The organism is Gordonia sp. DT30 (assembly GCF_049844915.1).
Classification (GTDB): domain Bacteria; phylum Actinomycetota; class Actinomycetes; order Mycobacteriales; family Mycobacteriaceae; genus Gordonia.
The window spans coordinates 15,483-38,112 of record NZ_JBNCLY010000024.1; the positions used below are offsets into that span (position 1 = coordinate 15,483).

Below are 22,630 nucleotides of genomic sequence, written 5' to 3' on the forward strand. Positions count from 1 at the left end.
GGTTACTCTTCCGTGCTCGGTTGCGAATCTGGCGGTCGGGTCGATGCCGCGGCGCGGGCGAGCACTGCCTCGGCCTGCCGGAACACCGGTCCGTCGATCATCTGTCCTTCGATGCTGAACACCCCGCCGCCGAACTCCTCGGAGCCCTCGATGACGCGGCGCGCCCAGTCGATCTCGTCCTCGCCCGGCGTGTAGCCGGCGCGGATGGTGGCCACCTGCGCGGGGTGGATGCAGGCGGTGGCGGCATAGCCGAGCGCGACCGCGTCGGTCACCTCGGCCGCCAGTCCTTCGTCGTCCCGGAAGTCCAGGTGCACGGCGTCGACGGCGAACTTGCCGTTGGCGGCGGCCGCCAGCCGGACCGCGGAGCGGGTGAATCGGACGACGTCGCGGTAGGTCCCCGGACGCAGTTCCCCCGGCCCGAACCGGCTCGACTTGCCGCCGAGTCCGGCGACCAGATCCTCGGCCCCCCACATCAGGCCGATGCAGTTCACCGCGGCGGCGATCTCGTTGACCCGCACGGCGCCGGCCGGCGTCTCGATCAACGCGATGGTCTGCAGGCCCGTCTCGGTGATCGATTCCACCGATTCGGTCTTCGCCTGCATCACCACCCGATAGTTCGTCTCCGACAGCGCCGCCAGGTCACGCCGATGGTCGCCGGTGCCGGTCGGGTTGATGCGCACCACGACCCGGTCGGGATCGAGCGGATTGGCGATCATGGCCTCCCGGGCGTCGGCACGGTTCTCCGGCGACACCGCGTCCTCGAGGTCGAGGATGACGACGTCGGCCCGGTCGAAAGCCTTGCGGTAACGTTCCGGGCGGTCGGCGGGACAGAAAAGCATCGCGGGTCCCGCTGGGGCCCAGGCATTTCCGAATGGCTGCGGGGTGGGTGCGGTCATGGTCTCGTCACAACTCCTCGGTCGACGATGTCGGTTGCGGGGTCGGCCTCGGCGTACTCAGTCCACCGGGCGCCTCCGTACCAGTGTTGCGCGCGCCGCCCGCGCCACCACCACCCCGTCCTGGTTGCGTCCGATGTGGAGCAGGCTGACCACGCCCTCGCCGGGACGCGAACGCGACTCGCGTTTGCCCGTGCACTCGGTCTCGGCATAGATAGTGTCACCGGCGAACAGCGGGGCCGGGAAGGCGATGTCGGAGAACCCGAGATTGGCCACCAGCGTGCCCTGGGTGAGTTGGGAGACCGACAGTCCGACGATCGTGGACAGCGTGAACATCGAGTTGACGAGCCGCTGCCCGCCGAATCCGGGCTGGGTCGCCGACCACGCCGCGTCGAGATGCAGCGCCTGCGTGTTCATCGTCAGGGTGGTGAACAGGACGTTGTCGGCCTCGGTGACCGTCCGCCCGGGGCGGTGCTCGTAGAGCGTCCCCTCGGCGAACTCCTCGAACCAGAGTCCGCGTTGGACCACCCGATTCGTCATCTGCCCGGTGGCGGGCTCGGTACTCATGAGAATCCCAATTCGCGGGCGATCAGCATGAGCTGCACCTCGGTGGTGCCCTCACCGATCTCGAGGATCTTCGAATCCCGGTAGTGCCGGGCCACCGGATACTCGTTCATGAATCCGTAGCCACCGTGGATCTGGGTGGCCACCCGCGCGTTGTCCATCGCGGCCTCGCTCGCGATCATCTTGGCGATGGCGGCCTCCTTCTTGAACGGCTTGCCTGCCAGCATCTTTGCGGCCGCGTCGTAGTAGGCGGTGCGGGCGACGTGGGCGCGCGCCTCCATCCGGGCGATCGCGAACGACACCGACTGGTACTCGCCGATCGGTTTGCCGAAGGACTGACGTTCCTTGGCGTACTTCACGCTCTCGTCGACGCAGCCCTGCGCCACGCCGGTGGCGAGCGCCGCAATCGCGATGCGCCCCTCGTCGAGGATGGACAAGAAGTTGGCAAAGCCGCGCCCGCGCGTACCGAGCAGATTCTCCTTGGGGACACGCACATCGGTGAAGGTCAGCGGATGGGTGTCCGAGGCGTTCCACCCAACCTTGTTGTAAGCGGGTTCGGCGGTGAAGCCGGGGGTTCCGGCGGGAACGATGATGGTCGAGATCTCCTTGCGGCCACCATCTCTGGTGCCCGTCACCGCGGTGACCGTCACCAGTGAGGTGATGTCGGTTCCGGAGTTGGTGATGAACTGCTTGGAGCCGTTGATGATCCACGTGTCGCCGTCATCCACGGCTGTGGTGGCGGTGGCCCCGGCATCGGACCCGGCACCCGGCTCGGTCAGCCCGAAGCCGGCGAGCGCGCGGCCCGCGACGAGATCGGGCAACCACCGCTGTTGCTGCTCAGGCGTGCCGAACTTGTGAATCGGCATGGCGCCCAGGCCGACCCCGGCTTCGAGGGTGATGGCCACCGACTGGTCGACCTTGCCGAGTTCCTCGAGTGCCAGCGCGAGGGCGAAGTAGTCACCGCCCATACCGCCGTGTTCTTCGGGGAAGGGCAGTCCGAACAACCCCATCTTGCCCATCTGCGATACCACGTCGTACGGGAAGCTGTGCTCGGCATCGTGTTCGGCCGAGACCGGCGCCACCACCGACTGCGCGAAGTCGCGCACCGTGTGGATGAGGTCGGTGTATTCCTGGGTCAATTCCATGCGTGAAGGCCCTTTCCCGAGGACGTCGGAAGTGAAAGATGAATGGGCATATCGGGGTGCATCATGATGCGTCCCGCTCTTGCGGTGGATCGATGTGGGCCAGTGTCGCCCCGGCGGCGACCTTGTCTCCCACCGATACCGAGATCATTGCTGTCCCGTCGATCGGAGCGCTCAGCGCGTGTTCCATCTTCATCGCCTCGACCACCACGATCGGTGCGCCCGCGGCGACCGGCTCGCCGGGGGTCGCGGGTATCGCGACGACGGTGCCGGGCATCGGGCTGACAATGGTGCCTGCGGCCTCGCCGGCATCGACGTCGAGGACTGTCCGGGTGAGTTCGACCACCCAGGTGCCCGGCGGACCGGATACCCACCACTGATCACCGATCCGGGCGATGGACCATTGCGCACTGATGCCGTCGACGATCAGGCGCGCCGTCCGGCCCGCGGACGTCGCCTGCTGCGCAAGGTATTCCACGCGAGCAGTCCACGGCGATGCCGACTCGTCGGCGGCGGCCGTGGCGTCATCTCCTTGTGCGGTGATGGTGACGTCGGCGCTCACCCACCGCTCGTCGGCGCCACGGACCTCTGCCGACACGGTGCTCCGGTGCTCACCCGCCGAGAGCCGGCTGATGACCGGGGCGTGGGCGCCGAGACGGAACCCGACGGCACTGTCCCAGACGTCGTCGGTGCACCGGTTGCCGACGCGGGCCAGGCCGACCAGCGCGAGCGCCTCCGGAACCGGCTCGGGCGCAGCATAATCAGCGGCCAGGCGGTCGAGCAGTTCGGTGTCGAGCCGGGCCTCGATGACCTCCGGACGCGCCAGCACGAAGCGGCAGAAGTCGATGTTGGTGACCACACCGAGTACCCGGGTCTCGCTGAGGGCGTGATCGAGTCGCTCGATCGCCTCACCGCGGTCGGCACCATGGGCGATGACCTTGGCGAGCATCGGATCGTAGTCACTGCCGACGACGAGTCCGGGCAGCATCGCCGAATCGAGCCGAATCCCTTGCCCGGTGGCCGTATCGGGCTCGAGCAGCGACACGATCTCGCCGCCGGTCGGCAGGAATCCCCGCGCGGGGTCCTCGGCGTACACACGTGCCTCGATCGCGTGTCCGCGCATCTGCACATCCTGCTGTGCGATCGCGAGGACTTCGCCGCGGGCGACGCGAATCTGCTGTTCCACCAGGTCGATTCCGGTCACCATCTCGGTCACCGGGTGCTCGACCTGGAGCCGGGTGTTCATCTCCATGAAGAAGAACTCGTGCGGGCGGTGTGCGGAGACGATGAACTCGACGGTGCCGGCGCCGGTGTAACCGACACTGCGCGCCGCATCGCAGGCGGATCGACCGATGCGCTCGCGGGTCGTGGTGTCCAGTAGCGCCGACGGCGCCTCCTCGATGACCTTCTGGTGCCGGCGCTGCAGGGAGCACTCACGCTCACCGAGATGAATGACGTTGCCGTGGTTGTCGGCGAGCACCTGCACCTCGATGTGGCGGGGGGTGTCGACGAAGTGCTCCAGGAACAAGGCGTCGTCGCCGAACGCGGCCGACGCCTCGCGCCGGGCGGCCGCCAGTGCGTCGGGCAGTCCGGCGGGATCGTCGACGCGGTGCATCCCCTTGCCGCCACCACCGGCGCTGGGCTTGATCAGCACCGGGAATCCGATCTCGGGTGCGGCGGCGACGAGGTCGGCGTCGGTCAGGCCGGGCCGGGACAGCCCCGGCACCACCGGCACCCCGCGCTCGGTGACCGCGGCGCGCGCGGTGATCTTGTCGCCCATCGTCGCGATCGCGGAAGCGGGCGGGCCGATGAAGGTGATCCCCGCCTGGGTCAGCGTGTCGGCGAATCTCTGGTTCTCCGAAAGGAATCCGTAGCCGGGGTGCACCGCGTCGGCGCCGGCGGCCTGCGCCGCACGCACCACCGCGGCAATGTCGAGATAGTTGCCGGGGCTGCGCGCGGCCGATCCCAGATGTACGGCGGTGTCGGCCTCGCGGACGTGCCGGGCGTGCGCGTCGGGGTCGGTGTAGACGGCGACACTGCGCAGCCCCAGGCGGCGCAGCGTGGCGATCACGCGGCACGCGATCTCACCGCGGTTGGCGACCAGGACGGTACGGATGGGCCGCGGTGTCGGCGGCATGGGTTGCCGGTCGACGGAATCGGTGGCCGACGCATCACTTGTGGTGGCGGCCGAACCCAGGTCAGGAGTAAGTGTCATGTCGCCTCACATCCGGAAGACGCCGTAGCGCGGTTCGGGCATCGGGGCATACCGGCACGTCTCCAGGGCCAGTCCGAGCACGGTCCGGGTGTCGGCCGGGTCGATGATGCCGTCGTCCCACAGGCGTGCGGTCGAGTAGTACGCGTCGGATTGCCGGTCGAACTGATCGCGGATCGGCTCTTTGAAGGTCTCTTCGTCGCCGGTCGTCCATTCGCCGCCGGAGCGTTCGATCTGGTTGCGCCGCACCGTGGCGAGGGTGTCGGCGGCCTGTGGGCCGCCCATCACCGAGATCCGGGCGTTGGGCCAACTCCACAGGAAGCGGGGCGAATACGCTCGTCCGCACATCGAGTAGTTGCCTGCCCCGAACGAACCGCCGATCATCACGGTGAGCTTCGGCACGCGCGCACATGCCACCGCGTTGACCATCTTGGCGCCGCTCTTGGCGATGCCGCCCTCCTCGTACGCGCGTCCCACCATGAAGCCGGTGATGTTCTGCAAGAACACGAGTGGGATGCGGCGCTGGTCGCAGAGCTCGATGAAATGCGCTCCCTTGAGAGCGGATTCGCTGAACAGCACACCGTTGTTGGCGATGATGCCCACCGGGTGCCCGTGCAGATGGGCGAACGTCGTCACCAGGGTGGTGCCGTAGTTCTCCTTGAACTCGGTGTGCTCACCGCCGTCGACGAGGATCTCGATCACCGCGCGCACGTCGTACGGGGTGCGCGAGTCGGTGGGCACGACGTCGTAGATGTCGGTCTGGGGCCGGGCGGCCGGGCGCGCTGCGGAGCGTTCCCATTGGGCGGGGTCGCGCGGCCCGAGGGTCCCGACGATCTCACGCACCCTCGCCAGCGCCTGCTCGTCGTTGTCGACGAGGTGATCGGTCACCCCCGACACCGACGAGTGCATGGCCCCGCCGCCGAGGTCCTCGGCGGAGACGTCCTCGCCGGTGGCGGCTTTCACCAGCGGCGGACCGGCAAGGAAGATCGTGCCCTGATTGCGCACGATGACGGTCTCGTCGCTCATCGCGGGCACATACGCCCCGCCGGCCGTGGACGACCCGAGCACCGCCGAGATCTGCGGGATGCCCGCCGCACTCATGGTGGCCTGGTTGAAGAAGATGCGGCCGAAGTGATCGCGGTCGGGGAACACCTCGTCCTGCTGTAGAAGCATCGCGCCCCCGGAATCGACGAGGTAGATGCACGGCAGCCGGTTGGCCGCGGCGATCTCCTGTGCCCGCAGATGTTTCTTCACCGTCATCGGGTAATACGTGCCGCCCGAGACCGTCGCGTCGTTGGCGACGATCATGCATTCGCGGCCGGCCACCCGACCGACCCCGGCCACCACACCGGCAGCGGGCACCTTGCCGTCGTACATGCCGTGCGCGGCGAGCGGCGCCACCTCGAGGAAGGGCGATCCGACGTCGAGCAAGCCGTCGACCCGATCCCGCGGCAGCAGTTTGCCGCGCGACGCGTGCCGCTCGCGCGCCCGGTCACCGCCGCCACGTGCCGCGGTCTGCAGCTGCGCGCGCAGCGTGGCGACGTTGCGCCGGTGCGTGACACCAGACGTCGTGACACCGGACGTCGTGACACCGGGAGTCGTGGTCGTGACAGTCACCGACCCGCCTTTCAGTTACTGGTCATTAACTGAACTGACTGTAACGCACATCACGGCCGGTGTCACGCCCCCGGACTTCACCGCATGAAGGTCGGCGTGACGCCCGTCACCATTTTTCGTATGGTGATGGTGAGCCCACCACCCCCGGGCTCACCACCGGACGCCCCCACCCACGGGGCGCAACAATTTCAGAAGGCCAGGAGAAACCATGACCCTCGCCCCGGATGCCCGCCCCGTGAGCAGTCTCGAAGACCGTTACGTCCGCGAATCGGGCACCGTCTTCCTCGGTGGCATCGCCGCACTGGTCCGCATGGTGCGCGATCGAGCGCTCGTCGATCGCCGCATGAACCGGCCGACTGCCTCGTTCATCTCCGGCTACGAGGGCTCACCGCTGGCCGGTTACGACCTCGAACTCGCGCGCCGCCGATCGTTGCTCGAACCCCTCGACATCGTGCATCGGCCCGGCCTCAACGAAGAGCTGGCCGCGACATCGGTGATGGGATCGCAGGTGGCCGCGCAGGTCACCGGACTGGCTCCGGACGCCGCCGGCCGTGCCCGCTCGGGCATCGTCGGCTACTGGTACGGCAAGGCGCCCGGTCTCGACCGCGCCTCGGATGCACTGCGGCACGCGAACATCATCGGCACACACCCCGACGGCGGGGCGGTCGTCCTCGTCGGCGACGATCCGGGCGCGAAGAGTTCCACCGTGCCGTGCGCCTCGGAGATGGCGCTGGCCGACCTCTACATCCCGACGCTGTATCCGGCCGACTCCCAGGACATCCTGGATCTCGGTGTCCACGCGGCACATCTGAGCCGCGTCAGCGGTCTGTGGACGTCGATGAAGATCTCCGCGCATGTCGCCGACGGCGCGTCCACCGTGCACCTCGACCCCACCCGCATCACGCCCGGATACGGCGGACTGGGTCGGAGCCCGCACATCCCGTCCGGGCGGCTACTCGGCGCCAATCTCATGGAGCTCGAACAGAATCAGCTCACCATCCGGATGCCACGGGCGCACGAGTACGCGCGACTCAACGGCCTCAACCGAATCGTGGTGCGCAGCGGCGACGACCGTATCGGCATCGTCGCCGCGGGCAAGACGTACCTCGACGTCCGCGAGGCGCTGCATCTGATGGGGCTGACCGAGGCAGACCTGAACCGCCTCGGTATCCGCATCCTCAAGTTGGGCATGATCTATCCGCTCGAGCGGGACATCCTGCGCCGCTTCATCACCGACACCGCCGCCGGGCGCCTCGACGAGGTGATCGTCGTCGAGGAGAAGCGCGACTTCATCGAGACGATGATGCGCGACATCCTGTTTCGTGACCCCGTTGCACCGCACATCGTCGGCAAACTCAACGAGGACGGCTCAACGCTGTTCTCCCGGTTCGGTGAACTCGACGTCGACGCCGTCACCCGCGGCCTGGCCACCCGGCTCGCACGTCACCATCACGTCGACGCCGCCATCGACTGGCTGGACCGCAGCAGCCGTCGCCCCACGCGTATCGAACTGCCGCTCGCCGCGCGCACCCCGTACTTCTGCTCGGGCTGCCCGCACAACAGCTCCACCCAGGTGCCCCACACCGCAGACGAGGGTGCGCCGGATTCCGGGCACACCCTCGTCGGTGCCGGAATCGGTTGTCACGCCATGGTTCTGTTCATGGACCCCGATCAGGTCGGTGACGTCACCGGCGTCACCCAGATGGGCGGCGAAGGCGCGCAGTGGCTGGGGATGGCGCCCTTCGTCGCCGCCGATCACTTCATTGCGAACCTCGGTGACGGCACGTTCACCCATTCCGGGTCGCTGGCCGTGCGCGCCGCCGTTGCCGCCGGCGCGCACATCACCTACAAACTGCTCTACAACGGCACCGTGGCGATGACCGGCGGACAAGACCCGGTCGGCGGATTCGGTCTGCCCCAGTTGACGAAACTGCTTCTCGCCGAAGGAGTCAAGCGAATCGTCATCACCTCCGACGACGTCGCACGCACCAGATCCGCCGCCCTGCCGTCGCAGGTGCACGTCCGCGGCCGCGCCGATCTCGCCGACGTGCAACGCGAACTCGCGACCGTCGACGGTGTCACCGTACTGATCCACGACCAGCAATGTGCGGCGGAGAAACGCCGCAAACGCAAGCGCGGCACCATGGACACCCCGACGACCCGGGTGATGATCAACGAGCGCATCTGCGAGGGTTGTGGCGACTGCGGTGCGAAGTCCAATTGCCTGTCGGTACACCCGGTCGAGACGGAGTTCGGCCGCAAGACCCGCATCGATCAGAGCTCGTGCAACCTCGACTACTCATGCCTGCAAGGCGATTGCCCGTCATTTGTCACCATCACCCCGGGCCCCACGGAGGCAGCGGCCACCGCCGCACCCCTGCTCGCAACCGCCCTGCCCGCAACCGCCCTGACTGCACCGGCCGGCGGCCGCGATCTCCTGGACTCCGCCGATGGTGTCGCGACCATCCGGATCACGGGTATCGGCGGCAGCGGCGTGGTCACCATCTCCCAGATCCTGGCCACCGCAGCCACTCTCGACGGCCATGCCGCGCGCACCGTCGACATGACCGGGCTCGCCCAGAAGGGCGGCGCGGTCATCAGCGACCTGAAGATCTCGCGGGCGCCGATCGAGGTGGCGGCCAAGGTCGCCACCGGCACCTGCGATCTGTATCTGGCCTGCGATTCGCTGGTCGCCGCCGACGCCACCAACCTCAAGGTCGCCGCGCCCGAACGCACCACCGCGGTGGTGTCGACGACCCGCGTACCCACCGGAAAGATGGTCGTGGACACCGCCGTCGGCTTCCCGTCGGACACGCAGATCCATGACGTGATCGACTCTCGCGTCGCGCGGACGATCTACCTCGACCCGGGCGCATTGTCGAGCGCGCTGTTCGCCCACGAGCAGTATGCGAACATGCTCGCAGTCGGCGCCGCCTACCAGGCGGGCGCACTACCGATCAGCGCCGAATCACTCGAGCGTGCAATCACTCTCAACGGCGTCTCGGTCACCGAGAACATCGCGGCGTTCCGGCGCGGGCGGCAGGCGGTCGCCGACCCGGACGCTGTGCGCACCGAGATCGCCCGGTTGCATCCCGCCGCCACCGAAGCGAAGCCGAGCGCCTGGGCGAGCGGGCTGGTCGCGGCCTTGGCCCGGGTGGATGCCGAACCGATGGACGCCGAGTTGGCCCGCACCATCGCGATCCGCGTCGACGATCTCGTCGGCTACTCCGGAACGCGTTGCGCGCGTGACTACCTCGACACCGTGGCGCGGGTACACCGGTGCGGTGCGGGCCCCGAGCTCACCGACGCCGTGGCCCGCAACCTGTACAAGCTGACCGCCTACAAGGACGAGTACGAGGTGGCGCGCCTGACCGGCGACCCGGGGTTCGAAGCGCAGGTCACCGATCGGTACGGATCCGGTGCGACGACCGCCATCCGGTTGCACCCGCCGACGATTCGGTCGCTGGGCATGAAGGACAAGATCGCGCTCGGCCCCTGGGCGCGACCGGCTCTGCACACCCTGGCCCGGATGAAGCGGCTCCGCGGGACCCCGCTCGACCCGTTCGGCCGCACCGAGATCCGCCGCACCGAACGCGCCCTCGTCGACGAATACCGCGGCCTCCTCGACTCCGTCATCACCGCGTGGGAGACGGGAAGGGTCGGGCCGCAACAGTATTCGTCGCTGGTGGAGCTCGCCGGCCTACCCGATGCGGTACGCGGCTACGAGAGCATCAAGATGGCCAACGTCGCCCGCTACCACGAGACGCTGAACCGGATGCGGACCGAACTCGGGGTGTGAACGGCCCGCAGCCGTATTCAATTCCTCGACAACCCGCCGAGTACCGCAGCACCGATGAGGAAGGCCACCTGCAGGAATCCGAAGATCAACGCCACGATCGCGCCGGCGCCGACGCCGATGACCGGCACCGATGTGGTGATCACGGCGGCGGAGAACAACGCCAGCCAGGCACCGGCCGCGATCACCGCGAGGAACGGCACCGCCCGGCGGAATCGCGGCACCAGTACCAGTGCCGCCGCGATCGCCACCGCACCGAGCAGGATCAGGAACTTGCCGGGGTTGAGCACGATCTCGTAGGAGGCGAATCCGGGGATTCCGGAGTTGCCGGACTCGTAGTTCTGCGACCAGTTGTCGAGCTCGGACTCGCTGACGCCGGTGTTGGGCACCACCCAGCTGACGAAGCCCATGAAGTAGGTGATGAGCCCGGCCACCGTCGACGCGACGAGCAGAATCGCCGGTAGTTGCGCACGCACGTCGAATTGGCGTGGCGGCGGTGGCGGCGGTCCCCACTGCTGTCCTGCCGTCGACCACTGCCCCGAGGGCGTACCGGGCTGCGGATAGAAGCCCTGGGTATTGGGACCCGGCGCAGGTTGCGGCCCGCCGTGCTGCCCGTGCACAACGGTCGGCTGACCCTCGGTCGGGGGCTGACCGGCGGCCCAGCCCGGCTGGGGATTGTTCGGGTCACCTGGATTCACTTGCGTGCTCGCTTTCGCCTCGGCCGGAACGGGTCATTCACGGCATTCGTGTGCGTGTCAGCGTAGAGGCAGCCGACGGGGAACGGGGACACAGCGGCGCGGATTCATCCGACGGAACGGCACGGTTCCCGCTCGATGATTTGCTTCCCGCTCACCGAGATCGTCGAGCGCGAAGCAAATGGTTGAGCGGGACGCTCGCTCAGACCCGGGCGTGCAATGCGGCCGCTGCCATCGCGGTGAGCAGGCCGCGCAACCGGTCGGCGTCGAAGTCGGGCAACCGTGGTGAGGAGTTGAGCAGGCCGAACATGGCATGTACCCGGACGCGGGCCTCGGCCCGGTCGAGCCGGCCCGCGCCCGCGTCGACGGCGGCCATCGTCACCTCGACCCAGTCCTCGACGTAACGGCGCTGCAGGCGACGCACCTCATGGTTGGCCGCGGGCGTCAGCGACGACAGGTCGCGGTCCTGCACGGTGATGAGATCGGGCTTGGTGACCAGGACGTCGATGTGGAAGGCGATCAGCGCGTCGAGCGTCTCGTCGGGCGTGCCCCCGCGCGCCACCACCTCGTGGCCCCCGGCGTAGAGGCGGCGCGAGATGTCGAGGAGCATCTCGTCGAGCAATTCGGTCTTCGACGAGAAATGCCGGTACATCGCGGGCCCGCTCACCCCGACCGCGCCGCCGATGTCCTCGAGTCGCACCCCGGCGAAGCCGCGTTCGGCCATCTGCCGGGCCGCTGCCGTCAGCAACTCCGCGCGGCGCGCGGCCTTGGCCGCCCTACGACGGGTGGCCGGGCGTGGACCCGTCCCGGCCGCCCCGGCGCCGCCGTCCGGCACGGTCACCACTTGTCGGTCACCACCTGTCGAGGTGGAGTACCTCGTCGAGCGGCTTGCGCCCGGCCGGTTTGAAGTCGACGCCCAAGGTGTAGGCGACGGGCAACAACACACCCTGATGCACGGTGGGCGGGATGCCGAGGAGTTCGGCGACCTCCTTCTCGTACGTCAGGTGCAGGGTCGTCCACGCCGATCCGAGCCCACGGGCGCGCAGCGCCAGACTCAGGTTCCAGGCCCCCGGCAGCAGCGAGCCCCACACCCCGGCCTGATTGCCCTCCGGGAGGTCACCGCCGGTGTAGAGGGCGCCGATCACCAGCACCGGGACCTTGCCCATCACATCGGCGAGGTATTGCGCGCTGGAGGCAACGCGGCGGGCGGTGTCGTCGGCGGCGGCGCGCTGCTGGGCGTAGGCGGCAAAGGACCGCGCGTACAAGGCGGCGACCTTCTCCTTGATCTCCGGGTCGGTCAGCACGATCCAGTGCCAGGTCTGGCTGTTGGAGCCGGTGGGCGCCTGCAGGGCGACCTCGAGCGCTTCTTTGATCACCTCGATGGGCACGGGCCGGTCGAGGTCGAGGCGTTTGCGGACCGTTCGGGTGGTGGTGAGCAGCTGGTCGGGGTCGAGGGGCAGGAGCTCGGTCATGGGTGCCTCATCTCTGTCGCGACGGTGCGACGGTCGGAAATTCGGGTCGGTCGGTTCACGTCTCGATTCACGCGTCTCGGTTCACCCGTCTCAGCGGTGCCGTGCGCGCCGCGCCAGCCAGTTGCCGAAGTACTGACCCACCTGTACCAGGATCACCAACAACGCGATCACCACAACGGTCAATTTCCAGTCGAACTGCTGATAACCGTACTGGAAGGCGAAGTCGCCGAGGCCGCCGCCGCCCACATATCCGGCCATCGCCGACATGTCGACGATCGCGACGAAGATGAAGGTGTAGCCGAGGACGAGCGGGGCGAAGCCCTCCGGCACCACGATGGTCACCAAGGTGCGCAGACGACTCGCGCCCGACGCACGGGCGGCCTCGACGACGCCCGGGTCCACCGACACGAGGCTCTGTTCGACGACGCGGCCGATCACCACCATCGCCATCAAGGTCATCGGGAAGATGGCGGCCTCGGTACCGATGCGGGTGCCCATCACCGTCTTGGTCAGCGGCGCGATCGCGGTGATGAAGATGATGAACGGAATCGGCCGGACGATGTTGACGATCACGTTGAGTCCGTTGAAGACCCACCCGTTCGACCACAGATTGCCCGGGCTGGTCGCATAGAGCACCACCCCGATCAGCAGGCCCAGTGCACCGCCGATGAGCAACGTGAATCCGACCAACTGGAAGGTCTGCCCGATCGCCTCGAACAGCAAGGGCCGCAGTTCGTCTCCGAACACCCGGGTGAAGCCGCCGTCGGCGACCGTCGATGTCACGCTCATCGTGATCGGCTTTCGTGGACGACGACGCCTGGCGCCGAACGACTCTCGCCGACGATCTGCTCGATTGCGTCGTCGGGGGCAGTCACCTCGTAGGTCAACGCGCCGAACGGCCGCCCGCCGAGATCGGCGATCCCGCCGTGGATCACCGATGCACTGCCGCCGTGGGTGGCCGCGAGTGCCGGCAGATCGAAACGCGCCGAATCGTCGCGGATCTCCACCGTGAGCAGCCGTCCGCGGTGCCGGGCGCGCAAGGTGTCGAGGAGATCGGTGTCCGGCACGCCCGCGACGGCGTGGCGCACGAGCCCGCGGGTGACCGCGGAGTGCGGGTGCGCGAACACATCGTAGACCTCGCCGTGGTCGACGAGACGGCCGTCGGCGAGTACGGCGACCCGGCCGCACACCTCGCGCACCACATCCATCTCATGGGTGATCACCACGATCGTCGTGCCCAGATCGGAATTGATGCGGCGCAACAGTTTCAGGATGTCGTCGGTGGTCTGCGGATCGAGGGCGCTCGTCGCCTCGTCGGCGATCAGGATCGACGGCGAGGTCGCGAGCGCGCGAGCGATACCCACACGCTGTTTCTGTCCGCCCGACAACGCCGACGGCCACGCCTTGGCCCGGTCGGCGATGCCGACGAACTCCAGGAGTTCGGCCACCCGGGCACGCCGACGCGATTTCGCCACACCCGCCACCTGCAGCGCGAAACCCACATTGCCGGCGACCGTTCGGGAATTGAACAGGTTGAATTGCTGGAAGACCATCCCGATCCGAGTCCGCAGCTCGTTGAGTTCGTGTTCGCGTGCGGTGCCGTGATCGCGGCCGTCGACGAGGACCTGCCCCGTCGTGGGACGTTCGAGGCCGTTGATCAAACGCGCGAGCGTCGACTTCCCGGCACCCGACGGGCCGATGATCCCGACGATCTCGCCGGCCCCGATGCGCAGGCTGACGTCGTCGAGCACATTCGGCGCATTCTTGCCGAAACGTTTGGCCACGCCGATGAATTCGACTGCGGCCGGCGTCACGTCCGGCCCGCGGGTCGCGACCTCAGGAGCCATTGGCCCGGACGTCGGCCTCCAATTGCTTCAGCGTCTGCTGGAGGTCGGACGGGGCGTTGTCCTTGATCACCCCGGCATCGCCGAGCGACTTCTTCACCGCCGCGATCACCTCGGGATCGTGGTAGATCTTCACGAGCTTCGCGTAGGTCGCGTTGTCCTTGTCGCCGGCACGGGCGACGAACGCATTGATGTAGGGCTTGGCGCCCGCCGAGTTCGGATCGTCGGACGCGATGATCTGATCGCTGGTCAGCTTGGCCGACGTCGCGTAGTTGTTGTTGACGATCGCGGCCGCCACCGAGTCGAGGTTCGCCGCGGTCTGCCCGGCGTCGACGGGCACCACCTTCACCTTGGACCGGGCCTCGTCGACGTCTGCCGGGGTCGAGAAGACGTTGCCCGGCTTGGTCAACGTGACCAGGCCGGCCTGCTCGAGCACCAACAGGCCGCGGGCCTGATTGGTCGGATCGTTCGGGATGGCCACCTGCGCGCCCTGCGGGATCTCGCCCACCGACTTGTACTGCTTGGAGTACAGCGGCAGCGGGTAGACGGCGGTCGCGCCGATGGGCACCAGATCCTGGTTGTTCTTGGCGTTGTAGGTCGCCAGGTACAGCAGATGCTGGAACTCGTTGAGGTCCAGTTCGCCCTCGGCCAGGGCCGGATTGGGCTGGTTGTAGTCGGTGAAGTTGACCAGCTTCACATCGATGCCCTGCGCAGAAGCCTTCTGCTTGAAGACATTCCAGTACGACTCCGACGCATCGGCGACACCGATCTTGACGGAGTGGGCGTCGTCGTCACTGCCACACGCCGTGATCAGCGCCCCGGCGAACACGAGTGAGAGCAACACGACCAGAATTCGCGAACGCACGCCGATACCTCCAAGAGTCCGAAACCGACGTGTCGAACGTTAACGCCCGTTTTCGTCGCCGAACGCACCCGCGCATCACTCGATCGTCGGTCGTCGGCGGATGACCTGCGGCGATGGCCGTCCGAACCGATTACGTTCACCCTGCCTGCAATGCGGCCACCGGCCGCGTGCTCACAGCAGCCCGTGGCGGAGAAGGTGCTCGACGAGTCCGGGCGTCAGCGGCAGGGCGCGCATCTCCTCGGGCGAAAACCATCCCGCATCGGCGGCATCGTCACCGGCGACGACGTCGGTCGTGCAGGCGACGGCGACGAAGTCGTGGACCTCGAAGATCGCACCACGTCCGTCGGGGATGTCGAGCGCCCACACCTCGCGCCCGACCTCGACCTCGATTCCGGTCTCCTCGCCGATCTCGCGGATCACGGCCTGCGGCAACGTCTCCGGAGGCTCGACCTTGCCGCCGGGCACCGACCACAGACCCGCCTGCGGCTCACGTCCGCGCTGCACGAGCAGGAACCGGCCGTCGTCGTCGCGCACGACCGCTCCGACGGCGAGAATACGGTCGGTCATCGCGCTTGTCCGCTCCCGGGTACGGGCACCCGCACGCGAGATGCGGGGTCCGGGGCGGCGATCGCGTCGAGTTCCTCGGCGATCGCCGCATGTACCAGTCGTGCGATCGATGCCGCATCGGCACTGGGAACGATCCGATCGATGACACCGGCCCCGGCCAGCTCGGCCGCCAGAATACGTTGGCCCGAAGCAACTTCCGCAGCATGTTTGGTGTCGTGGTGGACGATCAGGCTGGCGCCTTCGGGCGGCAGGGGTGACAACCAGGCGTCGTCGAGCGCGATTCGCCGGTCGGTCGGGAACAAGGCGAGCGCCGCGGCACCGGCACCCTGCCCGAGCAGCACCGACACGGTGATCACCGGCAGGGAGATGAGTTCGGCTGTGCAGCGGGCGATCTCGCCGGCCAGCCCACCCTCCTCGGCCGCGACCGACAGTTCGGCGCCCGGGGTGTCGATGACGGTGACCACCGGCACACGCAGTTCGGCGGCGAACGTGAGCGCGCGGCGCACCATCCGCAGATGGGCCGGTCCGATCAGCGCACCGGCTCGTTGACGCTCGGCGTCCTGGCCGACGACGAGGACCGTGGCGGCACCGAAACGGCTCAGCGCCAAGACGATCGGACCGGTGTCGCCGAGGATGGCGGTGTCTTCGGTATCGATCAGTGCGTGCACGCCCGGACGTCCGGCGCTGCGGGTGGCCGTCACCGCCGTCCACACCCGATCCGGACCGCCGGCGGGTTCGGCGGCCGGCTCGGCGAGGTGATCGCCGACAGGGACACGCGGTTCGGCCGTGCGTGGCGAGCCGCCCCGGTCACCCAGCGCGGCGAGCACTCCGTGAATCCGGTCGCCCAGATCGCCCAGCGCGACGACGTCGTCGATGAGTGCGTGCGCGGCCAGGTTCTCGGCACGCTGCACATCGTCTGGCATCGGTGCGCCGGCGAGTCCGGCGACGACCCGCGGCCCCAGAAAGCCGATCAACGCACCGGGTTGCGCCCAGGTGAGCTGCCCGAGCGATCCCCAGGATGCGAACACCCCGCCGGTCGTCGGATGACGGAGGTAGGTCAGATAGAGCAGTCCGGCGGCACGATGATCGAGGACCGCACCCGAGATGGCCGCCATCTCCAGGAAGGCCGGGGTGCCCTCCTGCATGCGCGTGCCGCCCGAACACGGCAGGCCCACCACGGGAACGCCGTCGCGGGTGGCGCGGCGGATCGCCGTGGTGATGCGGTGACCGGCGACGCGTCCGATCGAGCCGCCCAGGAAGCCGAATTCGCTGACGATCAACACCACCGGCCATCCGCCGATCCGCACCCGGCCGGTGCGCACCGACTCGTCGGCGCCGGATCGCTCTGCAGCACGGCGCAATTGATCGGCGTATCCGGCCGGCACCGCGACCGGTGGCGGCGTGTCGTCCCACGACTGCCACGAATCCCCGTCGGCCAGCATCTCGATCAGCGAAGCGGCCGACGGGCTTTCGCGGCCGGTCACCGTGAATACACCACCCGCGTGCGCACCACGAGATCGGCCACCGATCGCCGGCGCCGATCGACGGCCACCCACAGGAGGCCCACGGCGAAGAACACGCACAGCAGCGCACGCAGAAACGCGATCGGAAGCCGCACCCGCGGTTTGTTCTTGCGGCTCACCAGCCGCAGTCCCATCACCACCGCACCGAGCGTCCGCCCGGACACACTCCAGCACACGGTCAGGTAGAGCACCGACACGCCGACGAAGGTGGTCGCGGTGAAGAAGGGGTTGGCATTCGGGAGCGAGAACCGATGCACGTCCACGACCAGCCGCGCCATCACCCAGCCCAGATACAGCGCCCCCATGACGGCGAGCACCAGCAGAAGATCGATGACCGCGCCGCACACGCGGCTGACGACACCCGCCGGCCGATCGGTATCCAGCACGACGTGCGGCCGGTCTGCCGAAACATGCTGCGAATCAGTCATCTTCGCGTCCTGCTGCGACGTCGTCGGCCGGCCGGTCGCCGTCGCGGACATCGTCGGCGACCTGAAGGGCCGTCTTGCGCCGCAGCATTCGGTTGACGAGCGTGGCGACGGCATCGTCGGCGCGTTCGCTGCTGCCACGCACATCGGTCATCACGTCGGCGGTGACCGACGTACTCGCCTCCCGGATGATGCCCGGCAGATTCACTCCCTCGATGATGTCGTCGGCGAGGCCGATCAGATCGATCCGGCCGATGATCGCATCGATGTTTACGCGTTCCACCGCGCCGTCGAGATCGACGCGCGCGACGATCGTGTCGAGGTCGAGGTTGTCGAGGACGGCGTCGAGATCGAGTTCGGCGATGATCGCCGACAGATCGACGCGGCCGATCAGCGCCGCGATGTCGACCCGGGCGAGGAGCGCGTCGAGGTCGAGACGCGCGAGGACGGCGTCGAGATCGATCGCCCCGAGGATCCGATCCAGGTCGATGGCGGCGACGAGCGGCGTCAGGTCCAGCGCGCTCAACTCGTCGACGATCGTGCGGATCAGCGCGGCGATCGAGTTCTCGGTGGTGGCGACGGCGAGGGTGCCGACGCCGTCGATGACGTCGTGCGCGGTGCGCCGGGCCGCGGTCACCGCCCCACCGGCGACCGGGACGCGTTCGGCGGCGTCGGCGGCCGCCGATGCCAGCTGCCAGGGCAGGCGCAAGACTCCCTGCAGTCCGCTCGCTGCCGAAGCCGTGTCGCCCACCGACGGATTATCGCACGAGCCACGCCATCCACCGCGGCGTCGGCGATCCGGGCCGAGACGGTGACTTCTCGACGCGGCGTCAGTCATACTTCCGACAACCCACAGACAACGACCCGGACAGGGGACCGCCATGGCCGACACATACACGGTCACACGCCGCACCACTATCGCCGCTCCCGCGGCCCACATCCATGCGCGGGTCGTCGACCTGCACCGCTGGGTCGACTGGTCCCCGTGGGAGGGCGTCGATCCGGACCTGACCCGCACCTACACCGGACCGGAGCAGGGCGTCGGCGCACAGTACGCATGGTCGGGCAACCGCAAGGCGGGCGTCGGCCGGATGGAGATCATCGAGGACACCGCCCCGTCGCACGTCGCGGTCCGGGTGGACTTCGAGAAACCGATGAAGTCCAGCAGCGTCAGCACCTTCGACATCGCCGAGGACGGCGACAGCAGTGAGGTGACGTGGACGATGACCGGTCAACACTCCCTGTTCAGCCGCGTTGCCGCGCCCCTGGGGTTCTTCGACAAGCTGCTCGGCAAGGACTTCGCCAAGGGCCTGGCCGCGCTCAAGACGGTCAGCAAGGGCTGACGCACCTGCCGCCGAGAAGTGCCCCGGAAATGACGAACTCCCACCGACGCATGAACACTCATGCGCCAGTGGGAGTTTCGACGAACTCACCCAGGGGTGGCCTACAGCGACTGGTAGAGCTCCCGGGCCAGCGTGGCGGTCTCGCTCGGCGTCTTACCGACCTTGACGCCGGCGGCCTCGAGGGCCTCCTTCTTGGCGGCCGCCGTGCCCGAGCTGCCGGACACGATCGCGCCGGCGTGGCCCATCGTCTTGCCCTCGGGCGCGGTGAAGCCCGCGACGTAGCCGACGACCGGCTTGGAGACATTGGCCTTGATGTAGTCGGCCGCACGCTCTTCGGCGTCACCGCCGATCTCCCCGATCATCACGATGACCTTGGTCTCCGGGTCCTTCTCGAACGCCTCGATGGCGTCGATGTGGGTGGTACCGATGACCGGGTCACCACCGATGCCGATGGCGGTGGAGAAACCGAGATCGCGCAGCTCGTACATCATCTGGTAGGTCAGCGTGCCCGACTTGGAGACCAGGCCGATCGGGCCCTTGCCGGTGATGTTGGCCGGGGTGATGCCGACCAGCGACTCGCCGGGGGTGATGACGCCCGGACAGTTGGGCCCGATGATCCGGGTCTTGTTGCCCTTGTCGACGTTGTAGGCCCACGCGTAGGCGGTGTCCTGCACCGGGATGCCCTCGGTGATGACGACCAGCAACGGGATCTCGGCGTCGATCGCCTCGATGATGGCGTCCTTGGCGAACTTCGGCGGCACGAAGATGATCGAGGTGTCGGCCCCGGTCTCCTTGATCGCCTCGGCCACGCCACCGAATACCGGCAGCTCGACGGCCGAGCCGTCCTTGGCGGTGTGCGAGACGGTGGTGCCGGCCTTGCGCGCGTTGACGCCGCCGACGATGTCGGAACCCGCCTTGAGCATCAGCGCGGTGTGCTTGGTGCCCTCACCGCCGGTGATGCCCTGGACGATGATCTTGTTGTCTTTGTTCAGAAAAATCGACATTGGCCAATCCTCACTTGCTCGCCAGTTCGGCGGCCTTGTCGGCGCCGGAGTCCATCGTGTCGGCGAGCGTCACCAGCGGGTGATTCGCATCGGCCAAGATCTTGCGGCCCTCGTCGACCTTGTTGCCGTCGAGGCGCACCACCAGCGGCTTGCTGGCGGTGGCGCCGAGCTTGTTCAGTGCGCCGACGATGCCGTTGGCCACCGCGTCGCAGGCGGTGATGCCGCCGAAGACATTGACGAACACGCTCTTGACCTGCTCGTCACCGAGGATGACGTCGAGACCGGCGGCCATCACCTCGGCCGAGGCGCCACCACCGATGTCGAGGAAGTTCGCGGGCTTGACACCGTCGTGCTTCTCACCGGCGTAGGCGACGACGTCGAGGGTGGACATGACCAGGCCCGCCCCGTTGCCGATGATGCCGACCTGGCCGTCGAGCTTGACGTAGTTGAGATTGTTTTCCTTCGCCTTGAGCTCCAGCGGATCAGTGGCGTCGCGGTCGGCGAAGGCCTCGTGATCGGGGTGGCGGAAGTCGGCGTTCTCGTCGAGGGTGACCTTGCCGTCGAGGGCGAGGATCTGATCGTCGGGGGTGCGGACCAGCGGGTTGACCTCGACGAGGGTGGCGTCCTCGCCGACGAAGACGTCCCAGAGCTTGGCGATGGTGACCGCGGCGGCGTCGAGGACCTCCGCAGGCAGGTGGCCCTGCTCGGCGATCGACCGCGCGGTCGCGACGTCGACACCCTTCACCGCGTCGACCGGCACCCGGGCGAGCCGTTCGGGCTTGGTCGCGGCGACCTCCTCGATCTCCACGCCGCCCTCCACCGAGCACATCGCGAGGTAGGTGCGATTGGCACGATCGAGCAGGAAGGAGATGTAGTACTCCTCGGCGATGTCACTGGCCTCGGCGACCAGGAGCTTCTTGACGATGTGGCCCTTGATGTCGAGGCCCAGGATGTTCTCGGCGTGCGACTGTGCGTCATCGGGGGTCGCGGCATACTTGACGCCGCCTGCCTTGCCACGTCCGCCAACCTTGACCTGCGCCTTGATCATCACGGGCTTGCCGATTTCTTCGGCAATCGCCCGCGCATCGGCGGCAGTATCGGTTACCCGCCCGGGTGTGGTGGGAACCCCATGCTTGGCGAACAGTTCCTTCGCCTGGTATTCGAAGAGATCCATTCAGCTCACCATTCGTTGATTTGCCCGCTCGTCTGGGTGTAACGCGGGCCATAGGCGACTCTAAACCCGCCGCGTGGCGGCGTTCAGGACACCTCCTCCGCTTGTGCGACAGATCACTCGCTCGGTCGGCGGGCCTACTTTCGTCTTCCGCCGGCCCCCTGAATGCAGACGTTGCACGAAAGTCACCACCCTGTGACTCAGCTCACTTTATCGAGCCAATTTTCACCACAGGGTTGGACTTGTCGCAATCATTTCGTTACCGTCGGCAGGCAGTCCCGGGCGAAGAAGTGGTTCATCTGCCATCTCTTCCGAGCATTCGGAAAACCCTGGGCGCACAGCAGAGGTTAGTGAGGTGGACGACTTGGCGGAGCGGGACTTTCCAGGCCGGTCGGTATCCGGTACCGCGGTGGTCGGTGGACGTCGACGCCGTGACGAGCGGATCGATGACCTGACCGCCGAGGAGATGACCACGATCATCCCGGTCGTGCACACCGATACCACCGACTTCGAGTGGGACGCTCCCGACTGGGACCCCACCGACTGGAACGGCCCGCAGCGCAAGACCTCGACCTCGGAGGTCACTCAGGACATCCTGATCCCCGAGGGCGAGTTCGACGAGTACACCCACCACGAACCCTTCGATGTCCTCGGCGCCGAGGTCGACGAGTTCTCCGACGACGACCGCGTCGGCTCGGTCTCCGAACAGCCTGCCTTCCGGCGCGTTCCGGCCGGCAAGACCAAGCGCTCGGGCGGCAAGCACCGCATCGCCGCTCCCCCGACCGCTCTTCGCAGCGGCCGCGTCGCGCTAGTGGCCGTGGCCGCAGGTGCTGCCGTCGCCGCGGCGATGACACAGGCCGAGTCCTCCGATGACGCCACCCCGGCCACCCCGGTCCCGGCGGCCACCGTCGGCGATGCGGCAGCCGGTGCCGCCGACACCGGGCCGGGCGTCGCGCCCGCGTCCACCCAGCATCCGCAGGACACCGGTATGTACAGCAGCCAGTTGACGGTCGGCAAGCAACTCACCGACGCCGAGGCGGCCCGCAAGGCCGCCGCGTTGCTGCCCGAGTACATGTCGCCGATCCCGCTCGGCCAGTATCAGCTCACCTCGCTGTATGCGATGCGCTGGGGCGTGATGCACGGCGGCTTGGATTTCGCGGCGCCGCTGGGCACGCCGATTCACGCGGTCACCGACGGCGTCATCCGCGAGGCCGGTCCCGCGTCGGGATTCGGCAACTGGATTCAGGTCCAGGCACCCGACGGCACCATCACCGTCTACGGACACATGTTCTCCAACGGGGTCCTCGTGCACAAGGGCGAGCACGTCACCGCCGGCCAGGTCATCGGTCTGGTGGGTAGCGACGGCCAGTCCACCGGCCCGCACTGCCATCTCGAGGTGTGGAAGGACGGCAAGACCAAGATCGACCCCGCCCCGTGGCTCGCCGAGCACGGCGTGCGCATGTCCAACTACACGGGCTGACGCCGGCTCGTTCTCAC

At 68.0% G+C, this 22,630-nt stretch carries 20 protein-coding genes; 3 read left to right on the forward strand and 17 right to left on the reverse strand.

The genetic code is table 11. The features are described 5' to 3' along the window. Positions 1-2: 2 nt before the first annotated feature. The 5 genes from ACLQ3C_RS18365 to ACLQ3C_RS18385 form a co-directional block, all read right to left on the reverse strand. Positions 3-896, reverse strand: a complete 894-nt coding sequence (locus tag ACLQ3C_RS18365) for an HpcH/HpaI aldolase/citrate lyase family protein (RefSeq protein WP_425706533.1) — start codon at positions 894-896, stop codon at positions 3-5. A 57-nt stretch (positions 897-953) separates the two neighbouring features. Then, on the reverse strand, positions 954-1,460 hold the full coding sequence (locus ACLQ3C_RS18370) for a MaoC family dehydratase (protein WP_425706534.1): 507 nt from the start codon (positions 1,458-1,460) through the stop codon (positions 954-956). Further along, positions 1,457-2,602: an acyl-CoA dehydrogenase family protein gene (locus tag ACLQ3C_RS18375; protein WP_425706535.1), complete on the reverse strand. Its 1,146-nt coding sequence runs from the start codon at positions 2,600-2,602 to the stop codon at positions 1,457-1,459. The genes ACLQ3C_RS18370 and ACLQ3C_RS18375 overlap by 4 nt, the downstream gene beginning before the upstream one ends. A gap of 61 nt (positions 2,603-2,663) precedes the next feature. After that, on the reverse strand, positions 2,664-4,736 hold the full coding sequence (locus ACLQ3C_RS18380; RefSeq protein ID WP_425706575.1) for an acetyl/propionyl/methylcrotonyl-CoA carboxylase subunit alpha: 2,073 nt from the start codon (positions 4,734-4,736) through the stop codon (positions 2,664-2,666). An 84-nt stretch (positions 4,737-4,820) separates the two neighbouring features. After that, a complete protein-coding gene (locus ACLQ3C_RS18385) occupies positions 4,821-6,428 on the reverse strand; it encodes a carboxyl transferase domain-containing protein (RefSeq protein ID WP_425706536.1) in 1,608 nt (535 codons plus the stop codon). Positions 6,429-6,636: 208 nt separating this feature from the next. On the opposite strand from ACLQ3C_RS18385, the gene ACLQ3C_RS18390 reads away from it, so the two are divergent. Continuing rightward, positions 6,637-10,227: an indolepyruvate ferredoxin oxidoreductase family protein gene (locus ACLQ3C_RS18390; protein WP_425706537.1), complete on the forward strand. Its 3,591-nt coding sequence runs from the start codon at positions 6,637-6,639 to the stop codon at positions 10,225-10,227. Positions 10,228-10,244: 17 nt separating this feature from the next. On the opposite strand, the gene ACLQ3C_RS18395 is transcribed toward ACLQ3C_RS18390, so the two are convergent. The 10 genes from ACLQ3C_RS18395 to ACLQ3C_RS18440 form a co-directional block, all read right to left on the reverse strand. Beyond that, a complete protein-coding gene (locus tag ACLQ3C_RS18395) occupies positions 10,245-10,922 on the reverse strand; it encodes a DUF5336 domain-containing protein (RefSeq protein WP_425706538.1) in 678 nt (225 codons plus the stop codon). A gap of 199 nt (positions 10,923-11,121) precedes the next feature. Continuing rightward, positions 11,122-11,760, reverse strand: a complete 639-nt coding sequence (locus ACLQ3C_RS18400; RefSeq protein WP_425706539.1) for a TetR/AcrR family transcriptional regulator — start codon at positions 11,758-11,760, stop codon at positions 11,122-11,124. A 10-nt stretch (positions 11,761-11,770) separates the two neighbouring features. Next, complete coding sequence (locus ACLQ3C_RS18405; RefSeq protein WP_425706540.1) at positions 11,771-12,391, reverse strand: nitroreductase family protein; 621 nt, start codon at positions 12,389-12,391, stop codon at positions 11,771-11,773. Between the two features lie 90 nt (positions 12,392-12,481). After that, positions 12,482-13,180, reverse strand: a complete 699-nt coding sequence (locus ACLQ3C_RS18410; RefSeq protein ID WP_425706541.1) for a methionine ABC transporter permease — start codon at positions 13,178-13,180, stop codon at positions 12,482-12,484. Beyond that, entirely contained in the window at positions 13,177-14,238 is a 1,062-nt protein-coding gene (locus ACLQ3C_RS18415) for a methionine ABC transporter ATP-binding protein (protein ID WP_425706542.1), read from the reverse strand. Before ACLQ3C_RS18415 ends, ACLQ3C_RS18410 begins: the two co-directional genes overlap by 4 nt. Further along, positions 14,228-15,100 (reverse strand): MetQ/NlpA family ABC transporter substrate-binding protein, encoded by an 873-nt coding sequence (locus tag ACLQ3C_RS18420; RefSeq protein WP_425706543.1) that lies wholly within the window; start codon positions 15,098-15,100, stop codon positions 14,228-14,230. Before ACLQ3C_RS18420 ends, ACLQ3C_RS18415 begins: the two co-directional genes overlap by 11 nt. A 171-nt stretch (positions 15,101-15,271) precedes the next feature. Further along, positions 15,272-15,667, reverse strand: a complete 396-nt coding sequence (locus tag ACLQ3C_RS18425; RefSeq protein WP_425706544.1) for an NUDIX hydrolase — start codon at positions 15,665-15,667, stop codon at positions 15,272-15,274. Beyond that, positions 15,664-17,151 carry a carboxyl transferase domain-containing protein gene (locus ACLQ3C_RS18430; RefSeq protein WP_425706545.1) on the reverse strand — a complete coding sequence of 496 codons (1,488 nt, stop codon included), beginning with the start codon at positions 17,149-17,151 and terminating at the stop codon, positions 15,664-15,666. The genes ACLQ3C_RS18425 and ACLQ3C_RS18430 overlap by 4 nt, the downstream gene beginning before the upstream one ends. Then, a complete protein-coding gene (locus tag ACLQ3C_RS18435; protein WP_425706546.1) occupies positions 17,148-17,618 on the reverse strand; it encodes an RDD family protein in 471 nt (156 codons plus the stop codon). Before ACLQ3C_RS18435 ends, ACLQ3C_RS18430 begins: the two co-directional genes overlap by 4 nt. Then, complete coding sequence (locus tag ACLQ3C_RS18440; RefSeq protein ID WP_425706547.1) at positions 17,611-18,366, reverse strand: hypothetical protein; 756 nt, start codon at positions 18,364-18,366, stop codon at positions 17,611-17,613. The genes ACLQ3C_RS18435 and ACLQ3C_RS18440 overlap by 8 nt, the downstream gene beginning before the upstream one ends. A 130-nt stretch (positions 18,367-18,496) precedes the next feature. Between ACLQ3C_RS18440 and ACLQ3C_RS18445 the strand changes: the two genes are divergently transcribed. Continuing rightward, positions 18,497-18,958, forward strand: a complete 462-nt coding sequence (locus tag ACLQ3C_RS18445) for an SRPBCC family protein (RefSeq protein WP_425706548.1) — start codon at positions 18,497-18,499, stop codon at positions 18,956-18,958. 101 nt (positions 18,959-19,059) lie between these two features. Here ACLQ3C_RS18445 and sucD read toward each other — a convergent pair whose 3' ends face one another. Continuing rightward, positions 19,060-19,962: a succinate--CoA ligase subunit alpha gene (gene sucD / locus ACLQ3C_RS18450; protein ID WP_425706549.1), complete on the reverse strand. Its 903-nt coding sequence runs from the start codon at positions 19,960-19,962 to the stop codon at positions 19,060-19,062. A gap of 10 nt (positions 19,963-19,972) precedes the next feature. Further along, complete coding sequence (gene sucC, locus ACLQ3C_RS18455; protein ID WP_425706550.1) at positions 19,973-21,136, reverse strand: ADP-forming succinate--CoA ligase subunit beta; 1,164 nt, start codon at positions 21,134-21,136, stop codon at positions 19,973-19,975. Positions 21,137-21,488: 352 nt separating this feature from the next. Here sucC and ACLQ3C_RS18460 point away from each other — a divergent pair, with 352 nt between their 5' ends. Then, on the forward strand, positions 21,489-22,613 hold the full coding sequence (locus ACLQ3C_RS18460; RefSeq protein WP_425706551.1) for a M23 family metallopeptidase: 1,125 nt from the start codon (positions 21,489-21,491) through the stop codon (positions 22,611-22,613). Positions 22,614-22,630: the final 17 nt, after the last annotated feature.

What these genes read in the sequence shown, in the direction of transcription:
- ACLQ3C_RS18415 (WP_425706542.1), bottom strand. Translation starts at nt 14,238, where the DNA reads ATGGCTCCTGAGGTCGCGACCCGCGGGCCGGACGTGACGCCGGCCGCA.
- ACLQ3C_RS18445 (WP_425706548.1), top strand. Translation starts at nt 18,497, where the DNA reads ATGGCCGACACATACACGGTCACACGCCGCACCACTATCGCCGCTCCC.
- ACLQ3C_RS18365 (WP_425706533.1), bottom strand. Translation starts at nt 896, where the DNA reads ATGACCGCACCCACCCCGCAGCCATTCGGAAATGCCTGGGCCCCAGCG.
- ACLQ3C_RS18375 (WP_425706535.1), bottom strand. Translation starts at nt 2,602, where the DNA reads ATGGAATTGACCCAGGAATACACCGACCTCATCCACACGGTGCGCGAC.
- ACLQ3C_RS18410 (WP_425706541.1), bottom strand. Translation starts at nt 13,180, where the DNA reads ATGAGCGTGACATCGACGGTCGCCGACGGCGGCTTCACCCGGGTGTTC.
- sucC (WP_425706550.1), bottom strand. Translation starts at nt 21,136, where the DNA reads ATGGATCTCTTCGAATACCAGGCGAAGGAACTGTTCGCCAAGCATGGG.
- ACLQ3C_RS18405 (WP_425706540.1), bottom strand. Translation starts at nt 12,391, where the DNA reads ATGACCGAGCTCCTGCCCCTCGACCCCGACCAGCTGCTCACCACCACC.
- ACLQ3C_RS18425 (WP_425706544.1), bottom strand. Translation starts at nt 15,667, where the DNA reads ATGACCGACCGTATTCTCGCCGTCGGAGCGGTCGTGCGCGACGACGAC.
- ACLQ3C_RS18390 (WP_425706537.1), top strand. Translation starts at nt 6,637, where the DNA reads ATGACCCTCGCCCCGGATGCCCGCCCCGTGAGCAGTCTCGAAGACCGT.
- ACLQ3C_RS18370 (WP_425706534.1), bottom strand. Translation starts at nt 1,460, where the DNA reads ATGAGTACCGAGCCCGCCACCGGGCAGATGACGAATCGGGTGGTCCAA.
- ACLQ3C_RS18435 (WP_425706546.1), bottom strand. Translation starts at nt 17,618, where the DNA reads ATGACTGATTCGCAGCATGTTTCGGCAGACCGGCCGCACGTCGTGCTG.
- sucD (WP_425706549.1), bottom strand. Translation starts at nt 19,962, where the DNA reads ATGTCGATTTTTCTGAACAAAGACAACAAGATCATCGTCCAGGGCATC.
- ACLQ3C_RS18380 (WP_425706575.1), bottom strand. Translation starts at nt 4,736, where the DNA reads ATGCCGCCGACACCGCGGCCCATCCGTACCGTCCTGGTCGCCAACCGC.